Origin of the sequence: Micromonospora sp. WMMD736 (genome assembly GCF_049179015.1) — a bacterium.
GTDB lineage: Bacteria > Actinomycetota > Actinomycetes > Mycobacteriales > Micromonosporaceae > Micromonospora.
In genome coordinates, this window is record NZ_JBMHMI010000001.1 from 3344204 (window position 1) to 3362019 (window position 17816).

Here is a 17816-nt window from a genome sequence, read left to right on the forward strand (position 1 = left end):
TTCCCAAGGAGGACCACGCCGTAGGTACTCGGACTGATTGACCTTGTTGCTCGGTACCGTCACGCTGTGCCACGGCGTACCTCGACGCCACACGGGAGGAGAACGATGACTGACGGGCAGCGAAGCCCCACCAGCGACGGTCAGATCGTGGTGTCCGGTCTGACGAAGCAGTACAAGAACGTGCGGGCGGTGAACAACCTGTCCTTCACCGTGGCACCGGGGCGGGTGACCGGCTTCCTCGGCCCGAACGGCGCCGGCAAGACCACCACGCTGCGCATGCTGCTGAACCTGGTCACGCCGACCGGGGGCACGGCCACCATCAGCGGCCACCGCTACGCCGACCTGAGCGACCCGCTGCGGCACGTCGGCGCGATCCTGGAGGCGTCCAGCGCGCACAAGGGCCGCACCGGCATCAACCACCTGCGGGTGATCTGCGCGGCGGCCGGCCTGCCCCGCAACCGGGCGGACGAGGTGCTGGAGCTGGTCGGGTTGACCCCGGCCGCGAAGCGCAAGTTCAAGGGCTACTCGCTGGGCATGAAGCAGCGGCTCGGTATCGCCGCCGCGATGCTCGGCAACCCCCGGGTGCTGATCCTCGACGAGCCGGCCAACGGGCTCGACCCGGAGGGCATCCGATGGATGCGCGGGTTCCTCAAGAACCTCGCCCACGAGGGCCGTACGGTGCTGGTCTCCAGCCACCTGCTGTCCGAGATGCAGCTCCTCGCCGACGACGTGGTGATCATCGCGGCCGGGCAGCTCGTCCGGCAGGGTCCGGTCGAGCAGGTGCTCGGGTCGATGGCCCAGGGCGCCCAGGTCCGGGTCCGCACCCCGCAGGCCGAGGCGCTGACCACCGCGCTGAAGGCGCAGTCGGCCACGGTCACCACCGACGAGCACGGCGTCCTGCTGGTCTCCGGGGTGGACGCCCCAACGATCGGCCGGGCCGCCCTGGCCGCCGGCGTGGAACTGCACGAACTGACCACCGAACGGCCCGACCTGGAACGGGTCTTCCTGGAGCTGACGGCCGGAAAGGCGGGCATCCGATGAACCTGGTCCGATCCGAGCTGCTCAAGATCCGTACCACCAACACCTGGTGGATCTTCGCGCTGATCAGCCTGCCGCTGTGGGCGCTCACGCTGTTGTTCAACTGGTTGCAGTCCGACGCACTGACCAGCACCAATCCCGCCGACGTGGGTGACCAGTCCGCCCAGTTCGAGGCGGCGGCCAGCCCGGACGCGATCTCGTCGAACCTGTTCACCAGCGGGCAGTTCTTCGGCCTGCTGATCATCATGCTGCTCGGCATCATCGTGGTGACCAGCGAGTTCTTCCACCAGACGGTCACCACCACGTTCCTCACGAGCCCGCACCGCACCGCGGTGATGGTCGCCAAGCTGGTCGCGGCGGGTGTGCTGGCGCTGCTGTTCTGGCTGGTCACCACCGTACTCAATCTGATCGCCGGGTCGGCGGTGCTGAGCGCGGTCGGTCTGGACTCGCAACTGGGCAACGACGCGGCCTGGCGGGCCATCGGGCTGAACCTGCTCGCGTACCTGCTGTGGGCGGTGTTCGGCGTCGGCATCGGCGTGCTGATCCGCAGCCAGATCGGCGCGACCGTGACCGGCATCCTGCTCTACCTGGGCGGCTCGATCGGTGCGGCAGTGGTGATCGCCGTGCTGGCCAACCGCTGGGGCGACTGGATCAACAACCTGCAACTGCTGGTGCCGTCGCTGGCCTCGGCGCTGATGGTCACCGGGGCATACATCCCCGGCAACCCGCCGCGCTGGGCCGGAGCGGCCGTGCTGATCGGGTACGCGCTGGTCACCGGCGTGGCCGGTGCCCTGCTGATCCGTCGGCGCGACATCTCCTGACCGACCGGAGTCCGGGGTGGCGGCGGCACGGCCGTCCCCCCGGACCGCTTTGGGGTGGCGGCGGCACGGCCGGCACCCCGGGCCCGGTCCGCCCGTCAGCCGCCGGGGCAGCCCCGGCCGCCGCTGATGGGTATGCACTGGGTGATCCGCGGGGCCGGCTCCTGGTCGGCGGGGACATGCCCGATCAGCGTGGTGGCCGCCATGCTCCCCATCAGCGCGACCGCCACGTAGATCAGCGCCACCCCGACGAACGCCCCGGCGAAGTGGCGACGCCACAGCTCTTCCCCGGCCAGCCCGGCCAGCAGCAGACCGACCACCGGAAGCGCCGCGTTGAGCAGGAGCCCGGTCGTCAGCAGGGCGTCGGTGGTCGCGCCGAAGGCCTCGGCCTGCGCGTACGTCGGCGTGTAGGGGTCGGAGACGCGCCGGATCAGCCCCACCAACAGCAGGAACGGCACCCCGTAGAGCCAGGCGAAGAAGAGCCCTCCGAGGCCGAGCCGCTTCATGCCAGCCCCGCGAGGACCGCGCCGCCGAGCGTGAGGCTGACCGCCGCGGACAGTGTCCCGGCGACCACGGCCGACGGGACGAGCCGGGCGGCCAGAGCGGCCACCAGCGCCGTCACGAACAGCAGCCCGACGAATATCGGCGCGCCCCACACCAGCGCGACGAACGCCAGCGACTCCCCCGGCGACATGCAACCGAACATGACTGCGCAGTCGTCGTCCGGCGGCCTGCTCGGCACGCTCGTGGTGCCCACCGCCACGGCCGCGATGGCGATGACGTACCAACCGAGCGCCACCGCCATGCTCCTGCCGTAGCGCCCCCATGCCCCGTGTCCATCCATGCGCCTGATCCTCGTCAAGCAGGGACCGCGGGACATCCGTAGGGATACTCAGATCGGCCGTACCAGTCGGCGGCGGTCACCGCAGGGGTTGCTGAACTTCTGGCATCTTCTGTGAATCCGGCCACCCGACCGAGGCGGAAATGCCGGGGCGATCCGTACGGCGTAGCCTGGGACTCGTCTGTCCGTTCTCCTTGATCGGCGTGACGGACACCGCGTGACACACAAACCCGCGTGAAAGAGGCGATTACCGGCCGTGTCGACCCAGCAGACTTCGCAGGAGAACCCACTGGCGGGTTTCGGCCCGAACGAGTGGATCGTCGAGGAGATGTACCAGCGGTACCTCGCCGACCCCACGAGCGTCGATTCAGCCTGGCACGACTTCTTCGCCGACTACCGACCAGCGCCCGGCGCCGCCACACCGCGCCCGGCGGAGAGCGCCGGTAAGCCGGCCGCCGCGCCCGAGCCGGACGGCCAGCCGGAGGCGGCGGCCAAGGTGACCCAGCCCGCCACGAAGCCGACCGCCGCGCCGGCCAAGCCGGCCGCCGCCGCGCCCGCCCCGGCCAAGAGCGCCCCGGCGCCGGCCATCCAAGCGCCGGCCAAGCCGGCCGCGAAGGCGCCCGCGCCGACCGCCGACGGCCCGCAGACCACGCCGCTACGGGGTGTCGCCGCGAAGATCGTCCAGAACATGGACGCCTCGCTCAGCGTGCCGACCGCGACCAGCGTGCGCGCGGTCCCGGCGAAGCTGCTGGTCGACAACCGCATCGTGATCAACAACCACCTCGCCCGTGGGCGGGGCGGCAAGGTCAGCTTCACCCATCTGGTCGGCTACGCGATGGTCCGCGCGCTGGTCGAGCACCCCGAGATGAACAACTCGTTCGCCGAGGCCAACGGCAAGCCGGCCATGGTCCGCCCGGCGCACGTCAACCTCGGCATCGCCATCGACCTGGCCAAGCCGGACGGCAGCCGCAACCTGGTGGTCCCCTCCATCAAGGGCTGCGAGCAGATGGACTTCCGGCAGTTCTGGCAGGCGTACGAGGACGTGGTCCGGCGGGCGCGGCGCAACGAGCTGACCATGGAGGACTACTCCGGCACCACGATCTCGCTGACCAACCCGGGCGGCATCGGCACCGTGCACTCGATGCCGCGGCTCATGCAGGGGCAGAGCGCGATCATCGGCGTCGGCGCGATGGAGTACCCGGCCCCCTACCAGGGCATGTCCGAGGCCACCCTCGCCGAGTTGGCGGTCAGCAAGATCATCACGCTGACCAGCACGTACGACCACCGGATCATCCAGGGCGCGCAGTCCGGCGAGTTCCTCAAGGTGATGCACGAGCTGATCCTGGGCGAGCGCGGCTTCTACGACCAGATCTTCACCTCGCTGCGCATCCCGTACGAGCCGGTGCGCTGGATGCGGGACGTCGCCGTCAACTCCGAGGGCCAGATCAACAAGACCGCCCGGGTGCACGAGCTGATCCACGCGTACCGGGTGCGCGGTCACCTGATGGCCGACACCGACCCGCTCGAGTTCAAGATCCGCAAGCACCCCGACCTGGACGTCCTCCAGCACGGGCTGACCCTGTGGGACCTGGACCGCGAGTTCCCGGTCAACGGCTTCGCCGGCCGGCAGCGGATGAAGCTGCGCGAGATCCTCGGCGTGCTGCGCGACTCGTACTGCCGCCGGGTCGGCATCGAGTACATGCACATCCAGGACCCGGAGGAGCGGCGCTGGATCCAGGAGCGGATCGAGCGCAAGTACGAGAAGCCGTCCGCCGACGAGCAGAAGCACGTGCTCAACCGGCTCAACGCGGCCGAGGCGTTCGAGACCTTCCTGCAGACCAAGTACGTGGGCCAGAAGCGCTTCTCGCTGGAGGGTGGCGAGTCGCTGATTCCGCTGCTCGGCGAGGTGCTGGAGTCCTCCGCCGAGAACGGTCTGGACGAGGTCGTCATCGGCATGGCCCACCGGGGCCGGCTCAACGTGCTGGCCAACATCGTCGGCAAGCCGTACGAGAAGATCTTCTCGGAGTTCGAGGGCCACCTGGACCCGCGCTCTACCCAGGGCTCCGGCGACGTGAAGTACCACCTGGGCCAGAACGGCAAGTTCACCACCCCGGACGGCGAGCACGCGGTCAAGGTGTCGGTGGTGGCGAACCCGTCGCACCTGGAGGCCGTCGACCCGGTGCTGGAGGGCATCGTCCGGGCCAAGCAGGACCGGATCGACCTCAAGCTGGAGGGCTACACCGTGCTGCCGCTGGCGGTGCACGGTGACGCCGCGTTCGCCGGGCAGGGCGTGGTCGCCGAGACGCTCAACCTGTCGCAGCTGCGCGGCTACCGCACCGGCGGCACCGTGCACGTGGTGGTCAACAACCAGGTCGGCTTCACCACCGCCCCGGAGTACAGCCGGTCCAGCCTCTACAGCACCGACGTGGCCCGGATGATCCAGGCGCCGATCTTCCACGTCAACGGCGACGACCCGGAGGCCGTGGTCCGGGTGGCCCGGCTGGCCTTCGAGTACCGGCAGACGTTCAACAAGGACGTCGTGATCGACATGGTCTGCTACCGCCGCCGCGGCCACAACGAGGGCGACGACCCGTCGATGTCCAACCCTCAGATGTACAAGATCATCGACTCGAAGCGTTCGGTGCGCAAGCTCTACACCGAGGAGCTGATCGGTCGCGGCGACATCACCGTGGAGGACGCGGAGGAGCTGCTGCGCGACTACCAGGCGCAACTGGAGAAGGTCTTCAAGGCCACCCGGGACGCCGCCGCCGCGCCGCGCCAGCTCAACCGGCCGCGCCGCGAGGAGGAGCCGGAGCCGGCTGTCGACACCGCCACCGACGCCGCCGTCGTCAAGGCGATCGGTGCGGCGCACGTCAACCTGCCGGAGGGCTTCACCCCGCACAAGCGCATCCAGCAACTGCTCGACCGGCGGGCCAAGATGTCCGTCGAGGGCAACATCGACTGGGGCTTCGGCGAGATCATCGCGTTCGGCGCGCTGCTGCACGACGGGGTCACCGTCCGGCTCGCCGGTCAGGACTCGCGTCGGGGCACCTTCGTCCAGCGGCACGCGTCGGTGGTCGACTCCCGCACCGGCGACGACTACCTGCCGCTGAAGTCGCTCACCGCCGACGGCGAGCGCTCGCGGTTCTTCGTGCACGACTCGCTGCTCAGCGAGTACGCGGCGATGGGCTTCGAGTACGGCTACTCGGTGGAGAACGTCAACGCGCTGGTCGCCTGGGAGGCCCAGTTCGGTGACTTCGTCAACGGCGCCCAGTCGGTGATCGACGAGTTCATCTCGTCCGGCGAGGTGAAGTGGGGCCAGCGCTCCGCGGTCACCTTGCTGTTGCCGCACGGCCACGAGGGCCAGGGCCCGGACCACACCTCCGGCCGGCCGGAGCGGTTCCTGCAGATGTGCGCCGAGGACAACATGCGGGTGGCCATCCCGACGACCCCGGCGAACTACTTCCACCTGCTGCGCCGCCAGGCCCTCTCGCCGAAGCGCAAGCCGCTCGTGGTGTTCACGCCCAAGTCGCTGTTGCGGCACAAGCTCTGCGTCTCCCCCGTGGAGGACTTCACCACCGGCACCTTCCAGCCGGTGCTGCGCGACACGGCCGCCCCGGCGCCGGAGGCGGTGAAGCGGGTGCTGCTCTGCTCCGGCAAGGTCTACTACGACCTGTTCCAGGCCCGGCAGGAGCGCGGCATCACCGACACCGCGATCATCCGCATCGAGCAGCTCTACCCGCTGCCGGTGGAGGAGATCCGCGAGGCGCTGGCGCAGTACCCGAACGCGGACGACTTCGCCTGGGTGCAGGAGGAGCCGGCCAACCAGGGTGCCTGGTCGTTCGTGGCGCTCAACCTGCTGGAGCACCTCACCGACGTGCGGCTGCGGCGGATCTCCCGCCCGGCTGCGGCGGCCCCGGCGGTCGGCTCGGCCAAGACCCACGAGGTCGAGCAGACCGCGCTCATCGAGGCGGCACTCCCCCGCCCGTGACCTGACCGCGCCACGCGAGCCGGGGCAGGGCCGTCCACCACGGTCCTGCCCCGGCTCGCGTCGGTCCATCCGATCACCGATCCGCCCGGCCCGCGCCGGGCCGAGCACGAGGACGTACGCCGTGTACTTCACCGACCGTGGCATCGAGGAGCTGGTCGAACGCCGGGGCGACGAGCAGGTGACCCTGGAGTGGCTGGGCGAGCGCCTGCGCGACTTCGTCGACCTCAACCCCGAGTTCGAAACCCCCATCGAGCGCCTGGCCACCTACCTGGCCCGCCTAGACGACCCCGACGACGAAGACGCCTGACCCCCCACCCCCGGCCCCCCACCCCCGGCCCTGACTCCCGTTGATCATGAAGTTAGCCGCGCGTGTCGTCGGCGTGTCGGCCGATAACTTCATGATCACCGGGGTGGGTCGCCGGGGTGGGGGTCGGAGGGGTGGGGGTCGGGTTCGCGATCTTCTAGGGTGAGGGCGTGGCTCGCAGCGTTTATCTGACCAGCGTGGGTTCGGGCGGGGGTAAGTCGACCATCGCTCTCGGGCTGGCTGAACTGCTGTCGCGGCAGGTGGGGCGGATCGGCGTGTTCCGGCCGCTGGTCGCCGACACCGGCCCCGATTCGATCCTCACCCTGCTCCGCGAGCGGTACCGGGTCGAGCTGCCGGTCGCCGAGCTGGCCGGGGCCACGTACGCCGAGGCGGCCGCGCTGGTGGCCGACGGCCGACGCGAGGAGCTGATCTCCGCGATCGTGGAGCGCTACCGGGCGGTCGAGCGGCAGTGCCCGGCGGTGGTCGTGGTGGGCAGTGACTTCGACGAGCCGGGTGACCCGGCGCACCCCCGCGAGCTGGCCTTCAACGCCCGGCTGGCCACCGAGTTCGGCAGCGTGGTGGTGCCGGTCGTGGACGGTTACGAGCAGGAGCCGGCGGCTGTGACGGCGGCGATGCGCGGGGCGTACCACGATCTGGCCGACCTGGGCGCGACCGTGCTCGCGGTGATCGCCAACCGGGTGCCCGGGCCGATGACGCTGCCGGAGCTGCCGGTGCCCGCGTACGCCATCCCGGAGGTGCCGAGCGTGTCGGCGCCGACGGTGGCCGAGGTGGCGGCGGCGCTCGGCGCGACCCTGCTGGCCGGGGACGACGCCGCGCTCGGGCGGGACGTGCTGGACTTCGTGGTCGGCGCGGCGCACGTGCCTACCCTGTTGGGCCACCTCACCGAGGGGGCGCTGGTGATCACCCCCGGCGACCGGGCCGACCTGCTCGTCGCCGCCAGCGCGGCCCACGTGGCCGGGCAGGTGTCGGTGGCCGGGTTGGTGCTCACCCTGGGCGAGCAGCCCGATCCCCGGGTCATGCGGCTGGTGGAGGGGTTGAACACCGGCCTGGCGGTGCTCTCCGTGGGCAGCGACAGCTACGACACGGTCGAGGCGTCCAGCCGGATCGAGGGGCGGCCCAGCGTGGCCAACCCGCGCAAGGTGGAGGCCGCGCTGGGCGCGTTCGAGCGCTGCGTGGACACCGACGACCTGGCCCGTCGGCTCCGGGTCAGCCGGTCCACCCGGGTCACCCCGTTGATGTTCGAGAACGAACTGATCGACCGGGCCCGCTCGCGGCGCCGCCACCTCGTGCTTCCCGAGGGCACCGACGACCGGATCCTGCGGGCGGCGGAGATCCTGCTGCGCCGGGGCGTGGCCGACCTGACGCTGCTCGGCCGTCCCGACGACATCGCCCGGCGCACCCGCGAGCTGGGCATCGACCTCGGTGACGCGCGACTCGTCGACCCGACGAGCAGCGGGTGGCACGACGAGTTCGCCGCCGAGTACGCGCGCCTGCGCGCCCACCGGGGAGTGACGGCCGAGCTGGCGTACGACATCGTGGCCCAACCCAACTACTTCGGCACGCTCATGGTGGCCGCCGGGTACGCCGACGGCATGGTCTCCGGCGCCACGCATACGACCGCCGCCACCATCCGACCCGCCTTCGAGATCATCCGTACCGTCCCGGACGTCTCGGTGGCCTCCAGCGTCTTCTTCATGCTGCTGCGCGATCGGGTGCTGGTCTACGGCGACTGCGCGGTGAACCGCGACCCGGACGCCGCCCAACTCGCCGACATCGCGATCTCGTCGGCCGACACCGCCGCCCGGTTCGGCATCGAGCCCCGGGTGGCCATGCTGTCGTACTCCACCGGCAGCTCCGGCGCGGGCGCCGACGTGGAGAAGGTCGCCGAGGCCACCGCGCTCGTCCGGGAACGCCGGCCCGACCTGCTGGTCGAGGGACCGATCCAGTACGACGCGGCGATCGACCCGGCGGTGGCGGCGACCAAACTGCCGGAGAGCAAGGTCGCCGGGCACGCCACGGTCTTCATCTTCCCGGACCTCAACACGGGCAACAACACGTACAAGGCGGTGCAGCGCTCGGCCGGGGCGGTCGCCGTCGGGCCGGTGATGCAGGGCCTGCGCCGGCCGGTGAACGACCTGTCCCGGGGCGCGTTGGTGCCCGACATCGTGAACACGGTGGCGATCACCGCCATCCAGGCGGCCGCCGAGGAGGCGTCGTGAGTCGGGTCCTGGTGCTCAACTGCGGGTCGTCGTCGGTGAAGTGGCGGCTCTACGACGGGGACCGCACGCTCGACCAGGGCACCGTCGAACGGGTCGGCGAACCCGGTGGCGGCCCGGCGGACCACGCCAGCGCGGTCCGCCAGATCCTGGCGGGACTGGACCTGACCGGGCTGACGGCCGTCGGGCACCGCGTCGTGCACGGCGGCCGGACGTTCACCGCCCCGACGCTCGTGGACGACGCGGTGCTTGCCGCGATCCGCGACCTGGTCCCACTCGCCCCGCTGCACAACCCGGCCAACCTGGCCGGCATCGAGATGGCCCGGGCGGCCCTGCCGGACGTACCGCAGGTCGCCGTCTTCGACACGGCGTTCCACCACACCCTGCCCGAGGCCGCCGCCACCTACGCGATCGACCGGGACGCCGCCGAGCGGTACGACATCCGCCGGTACGGCTTCCACGGCACCTCGCACGCGTACGTCTCCCGGCGTACCGCCGAGCTGCTGGACCGCCCGTACGAGCAGCTCAACACGATCACCCTGCACCTGGGCAACGGGGCCAGCGCCTGCGCGGTGGCCGGTGGCCGCAGCGTCGCCACCTCGATGGGGATGTCGCCCCTGCAGGGGCTGGTGATGGGCACCCGCAGCGGCGACCTCGACCCGACCGTCATCTTCCACCTGCGGCGCGAGGGTGGGCTGTCGGTCGACGAGATCGACGACCTGCTCAACCACCGCAGCGGCCTGCTCGGCCTGACCGGTGCCAACGACATGCGCGAGGTGCTGCGACGCCGTGCCGACGGCGACCCATCCGCCGCGCTGGCGTTCGACGTCTACTGCCGGCGGATCACCGAGTACGTCGGGGCGTACTACGCGCTGCTCGGTCGCGTCGACGCGATCGCGTTCACCGCCGGGGTGGGCGAGCACGCCGCGCCGGTGCGGGCCGCCGCGCTGGCCGGCCTGGACCGGCTCGGCATCGGCGTGGACGACAGCCGCAACGACGGCGAGGGTGACCGGGTGATCTCACCCGACGGCGCCGAGGTGAGCGTCTGCGTCATCCGCACCGACGAGGAGCGGGAGATCGCCCGGCAGGCCCGGGACGTGGTGGGCAAGCTCTAGGCGAGCCAGACGACCAGGGCCACCAGCAGCACCACGACCACCGCCGCACCGACGATGAGAGGCAGCCGGGACGGCGCGTCGGCCGGTCCGGTGGCCTCCGGCGTCTGGGTGAAGGCACGGAACGCCTCGGTGTTGCCGCTGGGGTCGGTGTAGTTCTCAGCCATGCCGGTGACCCTAGCGAAGCGCTGGCCGATGCACCGCCCCCACCTCCCGTGGTCGTGTCGGGTCGGGCCGGGCGGCGGAGGCGACCCGACCGGGTGGCGGGTAGAGGCAGGCCGGACGGCGGGCTCGTCGCGCAGGTCCCGACGCCTACGGTGAGACGATGGGGGCGGGACGGCTGGTCGCCGTACTGGTGACAGCGCTGCTGGCGGGGTGCGCGCCGGCCTCCGCCGTGGCCGTCGGTGGGTCCACCGTGCCGCCGGTCGCGCGCCGAGCGCCCGAGGGGTCGTACACCGTCGGCGTGCGTACGCTCACTCTCGATCCGCGCTCGGCGCGCCCCCTGCCGGTGACCGTCTGGTATCCGGCCGGCACCGACGGTGTGGCCGCCGGGCGGTTCCCGGTGGTCGTCTACAGCCACGGGCTGCGCAGCCGGCCCGAACTGCACGCCGGGTTGACCACCCGGTGGGCGGCGGCCGGTTTCGTGGTGGCCGCGCCGGCGTACCCGCACACCCGCGCGGACGCCGCGCACTTCACCCGGGCCGACGTGCGCAACCAGCCCGCCGACGGTTGGCGGCTGATCCGGCACCTGGGGCGCCTCGACCGCGACCCGGGTGATCCGCTCGCCGGTCACCTGGATCTCACCTCGGTCGCCGCCGCCGGTCACTCGGCGGGCGGCTTCACCACCTCCGGCATGTTCACCGAGGGCCACCCGAGCCGACTGCGCGCCGGCATCGTGATCGCTGGCGGCGGCCTGCCCGGCAGCTTCGCCGGGCCGAGCGCCCCGGTGCTGTTCGTGCACGGCACGGCCGACCCGGTGGTGCCGGTGACGGTCGGCCGGGCGGCGTACGCGCGCACCCGGGGTCCGGCGGCCTTCCTCAGCGTCGTCGGTCAGGGGCACGGCGAGTACCTCACGCCGGACCGCCCCGGGTTCGCGCCGGTGCTGGCCACGACGACCGACTTCCTGCGGTGGACCCTGTACGGCGACGGCGCGGCCGGCGCACGCCTCCCCCACGACGCCCGTACGTCGCTGACCCGCTACGAGTCGCGCCCGGCCCAATAGCGTCCCCTCACCCGGCCGAGCCGTCCGGTCACACTTTGCGGACGTCCACGTCGTACAGCGCTATCGACGCGTCGCGGGAAGCGAGGGTCAACCCTTCGGTGATTGCCTGTGCCACCAGCATGCGGTCGAAGGGATCGCGGTGATGTGGTGGCAGGCGGCCGGCGGCGACGGCGTGGGCATGGGTCACCGGGAGTTCCCGGAAGCCGATGTCTCGTACCCGCTCTGCGAGGTCAGGAGGTCCGGCGAGTTTGCCGGTGCTCCGTTTGATGGTGATCTCCCACAGGGTGACCGGGGAGAGGAAGATGTCTGGCTCGTGGCGTAGTTGGTCGAGTAACTCGGGGCCGAGGGCCGGATCGCCGGTGATTGCCCAGAGCGCGACGTGGGTGTCCAGCAGTAGGTTCATGCGCCGATGCCGAAGTCCTCGGCGATCTCGGCGTTGGTCTGCGGTGAGTCCCAGTCACCTGAGAGGTCCAGTTGACCGGCGAGGGAGCCGATCGCGGTGCGGTCGGCCCGTCGGACCAGCGGTACGACCTTCGCCACCGGGGTGCCGGCCCGGTCGATGATGATCTCCTCGCCGCGTTCGACCCGTTCGATGATGCGCGACAGATGGGTCTTGGCGTCATGCATGTTGTAGTGCACGGCCTCAGCCGACATGGCGCAGCCTCCTCGCTTAGCTAAGTGATTAGTCTACTCCGCTCGACCGCCTACGTCAGCGGCCTCGCCGGCTCGGCGGGGGCAGCCGTGCACACCCTCCGCCGGTACCGTGGCCGGGTGGACGACCTCGCGCAGCGTCAGTTGGCGAGCATCGCCGAGCTGGTCGAGGTGTCCGCCTCGGTTGGTATCGCGGTGTGGCTGCGCGGCGGCTGGGCGATGGACTTCCACCTCGGCGTGGTGACCCGCCCGCACGTCGACGTCGACTGGTACTGCTGGCGCGAGGACGCGCAGCGGCTGGCCGCCCTGCTGCTGGCCCGGGGCTGGCGTCCCGACCCGAGGATGCCGGCGGAGCGGCAGCTCGACCTGTTCGCGGGTGACGTGGAGGTCAGCGTCGCGTACCTGGGCCGGGACGACAGCGGTCGGCCGACCGTGGGCGCGGGCCCCTGGGCGGGCACCCCGCTGCCGGCCGGGATGCTCCACGCGCCGCCGGGTCGGATCGGCTCGTTGGCCGTGCCGACGATCTCGGTGGCGGCCCAGATCGAGTTCAAGCAGATGTACCCGGTGTGGATGCCGGAACGTTCGCGCCGCCCGAAGGACGCGGCCGACCTGGCTCGACTGCGCGCTGGGCCTCGTCGAGCAGATCCTCGTACAACCCGACCTTGAAACCGATCAGATCCAGGCACTGCGTGAGTCTGCCGATCTGGCTGGTGACGTGTTCGCGGTGTTCGCGCAGCAGCGCGAGCCGTTCCTCCTCGTTGCCGGTGCCCGCCCGGACGAGGTCGGCGTACCGGCGGAGCGCGGGCAACGGCATGCCGGAGGCCCGGAGGATGATGCAGACGGTCAGCCAGTCCACGTCGTTCTCGCTGTAGACGCGACGCCCACCGGGCCCTCGGCGTACAGGATCGACGAAGACACCCTCCTGCTCGTAGAAGCGGAGGGCGTGCACGCTCAGCCCGGTGCGTTCGGCGACCTGTCCGATGCTCAGACTCGCGATGTCCTCGGCCATGTCGAGCAGGGTAGCGAGGCTTGACCTAGAGCCGACTCGAGCTCCTAGGGTCCTGCTGATCGTTACGACATCGCCAAGGGAGCATCGGCATGCGCTACCGCACGCTCGGCGGCACCGGCATCGAGGTGAGCACCCACTGCCTCGGAACCATGATGTTCGGTGCCGTCGGAAACCCGGACCACGACGAGTGCGTCCGCATCATCCACGCCGCGATCGACAGCGGCATCAACGCCGTCGACACCGCCGACATGTACGGCCGGGGTGAGTCCGAGCAGATCGTGGGGAAGGCGCTGCGCGGGCGTCGCGACGACGTCGTCCTCGCCACCAAGGTCCACTTTCCGATGGGTGAGGGGCCCAATCAGGGCGGCAACTCGCGGCGGTGGATCCTCAAGGCGGTCGAGGGGAGCCTCCGGCGTCTGGGAACCGACTGGATCGACCTCTACCAGGTCCACCGCCCCGACCCCTCGACCGACATCGAGGAGACGCTTTCGGTGCTCACCGACCTGGTGAGCCAGGGCAAGATCCGCGCCTTCGGGTGTTCGACGTTTCCCGCCGAGGAGATCGTCGAGGCACACCAGGTGTCCGAGCGTCGCGGCCTCGGCCGGCTGCGCACCGAGCAGCAGCCGTACTCGATCCTCGCCCGCGGGGTGGAGGCTTCGATCCTCCCGGTCTGTCAGCGCTACGGCATGGGGGTGCTGGTCTGGAGCCCGCTCGCCTTCGGCTTCCTCAGCGGCAGGTACCGCAAGGACCAGGCCGTCGACCTGTCGACCGGGCGGGCGGCTCTCCGGCCGGCGCAGTTCGATCCCACGATTGCCGACAACGCGGCCAAGCTCGACATCGTCGAGCGGCTCGTCGACCTCGCGGCGGACATCGGGTGCACGCTTCCGCAACTCGCCATCGCCTTCACCGTGGCCCATCCGGCGGTCACCTCGGCGATCATCGGGCCACGGACCATGCAGCACCTGGATGACCTGCTCAAGGGCGCGACCCTCGCCCTGGACGACGCGACCCTCGACCGGATCGACGAGATCGTGCCACCCGGCACCAACCGGTACGATCCCAACGCCGCCTTCCCCCCGCGCTCCCTGACCGACCCGGCGCGGCGGCGGCGTCCGCTTCCCGAACGTGCCGCAGCCTGAGACGACCGGCAACAGCGTGGCCGTGGCGCTCCGGACCGCGCCGAGCCACCGTCCCGGCAGGGCACAATTACCTTCATGTCGCGTCGTGTCACCCCCACGCTGCTGGCCAGCGCCCTGCTCGTGGCCGGCCTGGTCGGTTGTTCCACGGACGACGCACCCAAGAGGGAGAACCCGACGGTCGCGGTCGAGCCGCCACCGGCCGCCACTCCGACACCGCGGGTACCCGCCGGCTCCGCGCCCAAGAGCGCCTTCGGCGTCGGCGTACGCCAACTCAAGCTGAACCGGGACGGCCGTGCGCTGCCGGTGACCCTCTGGTATCCGGCGGTCGGGAAGGCCGGCGGCGCGGCCAAGCGGTCCGCGGCGGCGGCGGACGGCCGGTTCCCCGTGGTGATGTTCAGCCACGGTCTCGGCGGGCGGCCGGAGGACTACGCCACGCTACTGACCCGCTGGGCGGCGGCGGGCTTCGTAGTGGCCGCGCCGACCTTCCCGCACACCTCCGAGGGCGGCGACGGCAACGTCCTCGACGTGCTGAACCAACCGGCCGACGTGTCGTACGCGCTGACCCAGGTGCTGGCGCTGGACGGCAAGGCCGGCGACGGGCTGCGCGGCCGGTTGGCGACCGACCGGGTGGCCGCGGCGGGGCACTCGGCCGGCGGGGTGACCACCATCGGTCTCTTCACCGCGAGCCGGGACGAACGGCTGGACGCCGGGGTGGTGTTTGCCGGTACAGCCGTCGGCGTGGGTACGGCGTTCGCGGGCGCGTCCGCGCCCCAGTTGTTCGTGCACGGCGAGTTGGACGAGGTGGTCGACTACGCGGCGGGCAAGGCGGCGTACGACAAGGTGCCGTGGCCGAAGGCGATGCTCAGCCTACCCAAGGGCGACCACGGCCGCTCACTGCTCGGCGACGCCGCGTCCCTGCGGGTCGTCTCGGACACCGCCGTGGAGTTCCTGCGCTGGTCGCTCTACGGCGACCCGGAAGCGAAGAAGCGCATCGCCACCGACGCGACCCGCAACGACATCGCCACCTTCGACGATCACCTCTGACCGTCACCCCCTCGCCTAACCCTCTCCCCGCGATCTTGCACTTTCGGTGGCGACACAGCGGGACTTACTTCGCGAAACGACAACAGAAAGTGCAAGATTGCGGGGGCGGGGGCGTCGGGTCAGGCTTCGTGGTTGATGACGATCTTGCCGAAGGCCTCGCCGGAGTGCAGGCGGGCGAAGGCGTCCTCGACCCGGCTGAACGGGACCACGCTGTCCACCACCGGGCGGACCTCGTTGTCGGCGCAGAACGCCAGCAGCTCGTACAGCTCCCCCGGGGTGCCCATCGACGTGCCCAGGATCTCCAACTGCATGGCGAAGACCCGGCGCAGGTTGACCGACGGCTGGTAGCCGGAGGTAGCGCCGCAGACCACGATCCGGGCCATCGGGGCGGCCGACTTCATCGAGTGCTCGAAGGTCGCCTCGCCGACCGTCTCGATCACCACGTCGACCCGCTCCGGCAGCCGGGCACCGGGCTCCAGAGCAGTGGCCCCGAGAGCGGAGATCCGCTCGCGCTTGTCGGCGTCGCGGCTGGTCGCGTACACCCGTTTGCCCATCGCGACGGCGAGCGCGACGGCCGCCGTCGCGACGCCGCCGCCCGCGCCCTGCACCAGCACGCTGTCGGCGTCCTCGATGCGGCCCTTGGTGGTCAGCATCCGCCACGCGGTCAGCCAGGCCGTGGGTAGGCACGCGGCGTCGGTAGCCGCCAGGCCGTCGGGCAGCGGAACCAGATTCGACCGGGGTACGGCGACCCGCTCGGCGAGGGTCCCGGCGAAGCGCTCGGACAGGATGGTGACGCCGCGCGGGTCACCGGGAGTGACGACGACCGGATAGACGACCACGTCGTTGCCCTCGGGGTCCACGCCCACCGCGTCGCAGCCGAGGATCATCGGCAGCTGGGCCTCGGTGAGCCCCACCCCGCGCAGCGACCACAGGTCGTGGTGGTTGAGCGAGGTGGCGCGCACCTGCACGGTCACCCAGTCGTCCTCCGGGTGGGTCGGCTCAGGTTGCTCACCGACGGTGAGGGCGGTGAGCGGATCGGCGTCGTCGAAACGGGAGACGAAGGCAGCACGCATGATCGGCACCGTAACAAGCTGAGCGGTCGTTAAGAAGGGCCCGCCGTCGGGCCACGCCGCACGCCGGTCATGCCGTCGCGGTCACCGTCGGGCCACGCCGTCGCGGCGGGCGGCCTCGGCCACTGCCTCCGCGACGGCCGGGGCGACCCGCGGGTCCAGTGGCGACGGGACGATCGCCTCGGGCGTCAGCGACTCGGCCACCACCTGCGCGATGGCGTCCGCCGCGGCGACCTTCATCGCCTCGGTGATCCGGGTGGCACCGGCGTCCAGCGCGCCCCGGAACACCCCGGGGAAGGCCAGCACGTTGTTGATCTGGTTGGGGTAGTCGCTGCGGCCCGTGGCGACCACCGCGACGTGCCGGGCGGCCACCTCCGGGTGCACCTCCGGCGTGGGGTTGGCCAGCGCGAACACGATGCCACCGGGGGCCATGCCGGCGATGGCGGCCTCCGGGATCTCGCCTCCGGAGACGCCGATCAGCACGTCCGCGTCGCGCAGCGCCTCGGTGATGTCGCCGTGGCGGCCGTCCGCGTTGGTGCTCGCGGCCAACTCGGCCTTGCCACCGGTCAGCCCGGTGCGGTGCACGCCTATGATCCCCTTCGAGTCGCAGACCACCACCTGGTCGGGGTTGACGCCACCGGCGATGAGCATCTTCGTCACGGCCACCCCGGCCGCGCCCGCGCCGCTCACCGCCACCCGCAGGTCGCCGAGCTTGCGGTTGAGCAGGGTGGCGGCGTTGCGCAGCGCCGCGAGCACCACGATGGCGGTCCCGTGCTGGTCGTCGTGGAAGACCGGGATGTCCAACGCCTCGTCGAGCCGGCGCTCGATCTCGAAGCAGCGCGGCGCGCTGATGTCCTCCAGGTTGATCCCGCCGAACGAGGGGGCCAGCGCCCGCACCACCGCGACGATCTCGTCCACGTCCTGGGTGTCCAGGCAGACCGGCACCGCGTCCACCCCCGCGAACTGCTTGAACAGCACCGCCTTGCCCTCCATCACCGGCAGGGCGGCACGTGGTCCGATGTTGCCCAGGCCCAGCACGGCCGATCCGTCGGTCACCACCGCGACAGCGTGCGCGGCCCAGGTGTACTCGTCGGCCAGGGCGGGGTCGGCGGCGATCGCCTCGCACACCCGGGCCACCCCCGGGGTGTACGCGAGGGAGAGGTCCTCGCGGCTGGTGAGCGGCACCGTCGAGGCGACGGCCATCTTGCCGCCGACGTGCAGTTGGAACACGGGATCAGCAGGGTCCACGGTGGATGAAGACATGGCGGTGACTCCAGGATCTGTCGAGCAGATGTGAGGCGGCGGGCCCGGCCGCGAGGTGGGCGGCGAGCGATGGCACG

18 protein-coding genes are annotated in these 17816 nt (G+C 71.3%); 10 read left to right on the forward strand and 8 right to left on the reverse strand.

Annotated elements, in window-relative coordinates; genetic code table 11:
- The first annotated feature begins 105 nt into the window (after positions 1-105).
- Together ACN269_RS14630 and ACN269_RS14635 are read left to right on the forward strand one after the other, a co-directional pair.
- Positions 106-1041, forward strand: a complete 936-nt coding sequence (locus ACN269_RS14630) for an ABC transporter ATP-binding protein (RefSeq protein WP_421472972.1) — start codon at positions 106-108, stop codon at positions 1039-1041.
- Entirely contained in the window at positions 1038-1859 is an 822-nt protein-coding gene (locus ACN269_RS14635) for an ABC transporter permease (RefSeq protein WP_421472973.1), read from the forward strand. The genes ACN269_RS14630 and ACN269_RS14635 overlap by 4 nt, the downstream gene beginning before the upstream one ends.
- 95 nt (positions 1860-1954) lie before the next feature.
- On the opposite strand, the gene ACN269_RS14640 is transcribed toward ACN269_RS14635, so the two are convergent.
- Positions 1955-2362 carry a hypothetical protein gene (locus ACN269_RS14640; protein ID WP_421472974.1) on the reverse strand — a complete coding sequence of 136 codons (408 nt, stop codon included), beginning with the start codon at positions 2360-2362 and terminating at the stop codon, positions 1955-1957.
- Positions 2359-2550, reverse strand: coding sequence for a hypothetical protein (locus tag ACN269_RS14645; RefSeq protein ID WP_421472975.1), 192 nt, complete (start codon positions 2548-2550; stop codon positions 2359-2361). The genes ACN269_RS14640 and ACN269_RS14645 overlap by 4 nt, the downstream gene beginning before the upstream one ends.
- A 403-nt stretch (positions 2551-2953) precedes the next feature.
- Between ACN269_RS14645 and ACN269_RS14650 the strand changes: the two genes are divergently transcribed.
- The 4 genes from ACN269_RS14650 (at position 2954) to ACN269_RS14665 (ending at position 10344) form a co-directional block, all read left to right on the forward strand.
- Positions 2954-6688 (forward strand): multifunctional oxoglutarate decarboxylase/oxoglutarate dehydrogenase thiamine pyrophosphate-binding subunit/dihydrolipoyllysine-residue succinyltransferase subunit, encoded by a 3735-nt coding sequence (locus ACN269_RS14650; RefSeq protein WP_421472976.1) that lies wholly within the window; start codon positions 2954-2956, stop codon positions 6686-6688.
- Positions 6689-6809: 121 nt separating this feature from the next.
- Positions 6810-6995: a DUF6104 family protein gene (locus ACN269_RS14655; RefSeq protein ID WP_139582193.1), complete on the forward strand. Its 186-nt coding sequence runs from the start codon at positions 6810-6812 to the stop codon at positions 6993-6995.
- Between the two features lie 167 nt (positions 6996-7162).
- Positions 7163-9232: a phosphate acetyltransferase gene (gene pta / locus ACN269_RS14660; protein WP_421472977.1), complete on the forward strand. Its 2070-nt coding sequence runs from the start codon at positions 7163-7165 to the stop codon at positions 9230-9232.
- Positions 9229-10344, forward strand: coding sequence for an acetate/propionate family kinase (locus tag ACN269_RS14665; protein WP_421472978.1), 1116 nt, complete (start codon positions 9229-9231; stop codon positions 10342-10344). The genes pta and ACN269_RS14665 overlap by 4 nt, the downstream gene beginning before the upstream one ends.
- Here the strand turns inward: ACN269_RS14665 and ACN269_RS14670 are convergent.
- The gene (locus ACN269_RS14670; RefSeq protein WP_355050513.1) at positions 10341-10508 is read right to left on the reverse strand and encodes a hypothetical protein; all 168 of its coding nucleotides are present in this window, start codon (positions 10506-10508) and stop codon (positions 10341-10343) included. The genes ACN269_RS14665 and ACN269_RS14670 overlap by 4 nt on opposite strands.
- 158 nt (positions 10509-10666) lie before the next feature.
- Here ACN269_RS14670 and ACN269_RS14675 point away from each other — a divergent pair, with 158 nt between their 5' ends.
- Positions 10667-11563, forward strand: a complete 897-nt coding sequence (locus tag ACN269_RS14675; protein ID WP_421472979.1) for an alpha/beta hydrolase family protein — start codon at positions 10667-10669, stop codon at positions 11561-11563.
- Between the two features lie 28 nt (positions 11564-11591).
- Here the strand turns inward: ACN269_RS14675 and ACN269_RS14680 are convergent, their stop codons facing one another.
- Both ACN269_RS14680 and ACN269_RS14685 read right to left on the reverse strand, forming a co-directional pair.
- Complete coding sequence (locus ACN269_RS14680; protein WP_421472980.1) at positions 11592-11966, reverse strand: type II toxin-antitoxin system VapC family toxin; 375 nt, start codon at positions 11964-11966, stop codon at positions 11592-11594.
- Positions 11963-12217, reverse strand: a complete 255-nt coding sequence (locus ACN269_RS14685; RefSeq protein WP_421472981.1) for a type II toxin-antitoxin system Phd/YefM family antitoxin — start codon at positions 12215-12217, stop codon at positions 11963-11965. Before ACN269_RS14685 ends, ACN269_RS14680 begins: the two co-directional genes overlap by 4 nt.
- Before the next feature lie 24 nt (positions 12218-12241).
- Between ACN269_RS14685 and ACN269_RS14690 the strand changes: the two genes are divergently transcribed.
- Entirely contained in the window at positions 12242-12880 is a 639-nt protein-coding gene (locus ACN269_RS14690; RefSeq protein ID WP_421472982.1) for a nucleotidyltransferase domain-containing protein, read from the forward strand.
- Here ACN269_RS14690 and ACN269_RS14695 read toward each other — a convergent pair.
- Positions 12762-13223, reverse strand: coding sequence for a MerR family transcriptional regulator (locus ACN269_RS14695; protein WP_421472983.1), 462 nt, complete (start codon positions 13221-13223; stop codon positions 12762-12764). The two genes, ACN269_RS14690 and ACN269_RS14695, sit on opposite strands and share 119 nt — an antisense overlap.
- A gap of 89 nt (positions 13224-13312) precedes the next feature.
- Between ACN269_RS14695 and ACN269_RS14700 the strand changes: the two genes are divergently transcribed.
- Both ACN269_RS14700 and ACN269_RS14705 read left to right on the forward strand, forming a co-directional pair.
- Positions 13313-14362, forward strand: a complete 1050-nt coding sequence (locus ACN269_RS14700; protein WP_421472984.1) for an aldo/keto reductase — start codon at positions 13313-13315, stop codon at positions 14360-14362.
- A gap of 75 nt (positions 14363-14437) precedes the next feature.
- The gene (locus tag ACN269_RS14705) at positions 14438-15406 is read left to right on the forward strand and encodes an alpha/beta hydrolase family protein (RefSeq protein WP_421472985.1); all 969 of its coding nucleotides are present in this window, start codon (positions 14438-14440) and stop codon (positions 15404-15406) included.
- Positions 15407-15525: 119 nt separating this feature from the next.
- Here the strand turns inward: ACN269_RS14705 and ACN269_RS14710 are convergent, their stop codons facing one another.
- Entirely contained in the window at positions 15526-16488 is a 963-nt protein-coding gene (locus ACN269_RS14710) for a zinc-binding dehydrogenase (RefSeq protein WP_421472986.1), read from the reverse strand.
- A 72-nt stretch (positions 16489-16560) separates the two neighbouring features.
- Positions 16561-17739, reverse strand: a complete 1179-nt coding sequence (locus tag ACN269_RS14715) for an NAD(P)-dependent malic enzyme (protein WP_421472987.1) — start codon at positions 17737-17739, stop codon at positions 16561-16563.
- Positions 17740-17816 lie beyond the last annotated feature (77 nt).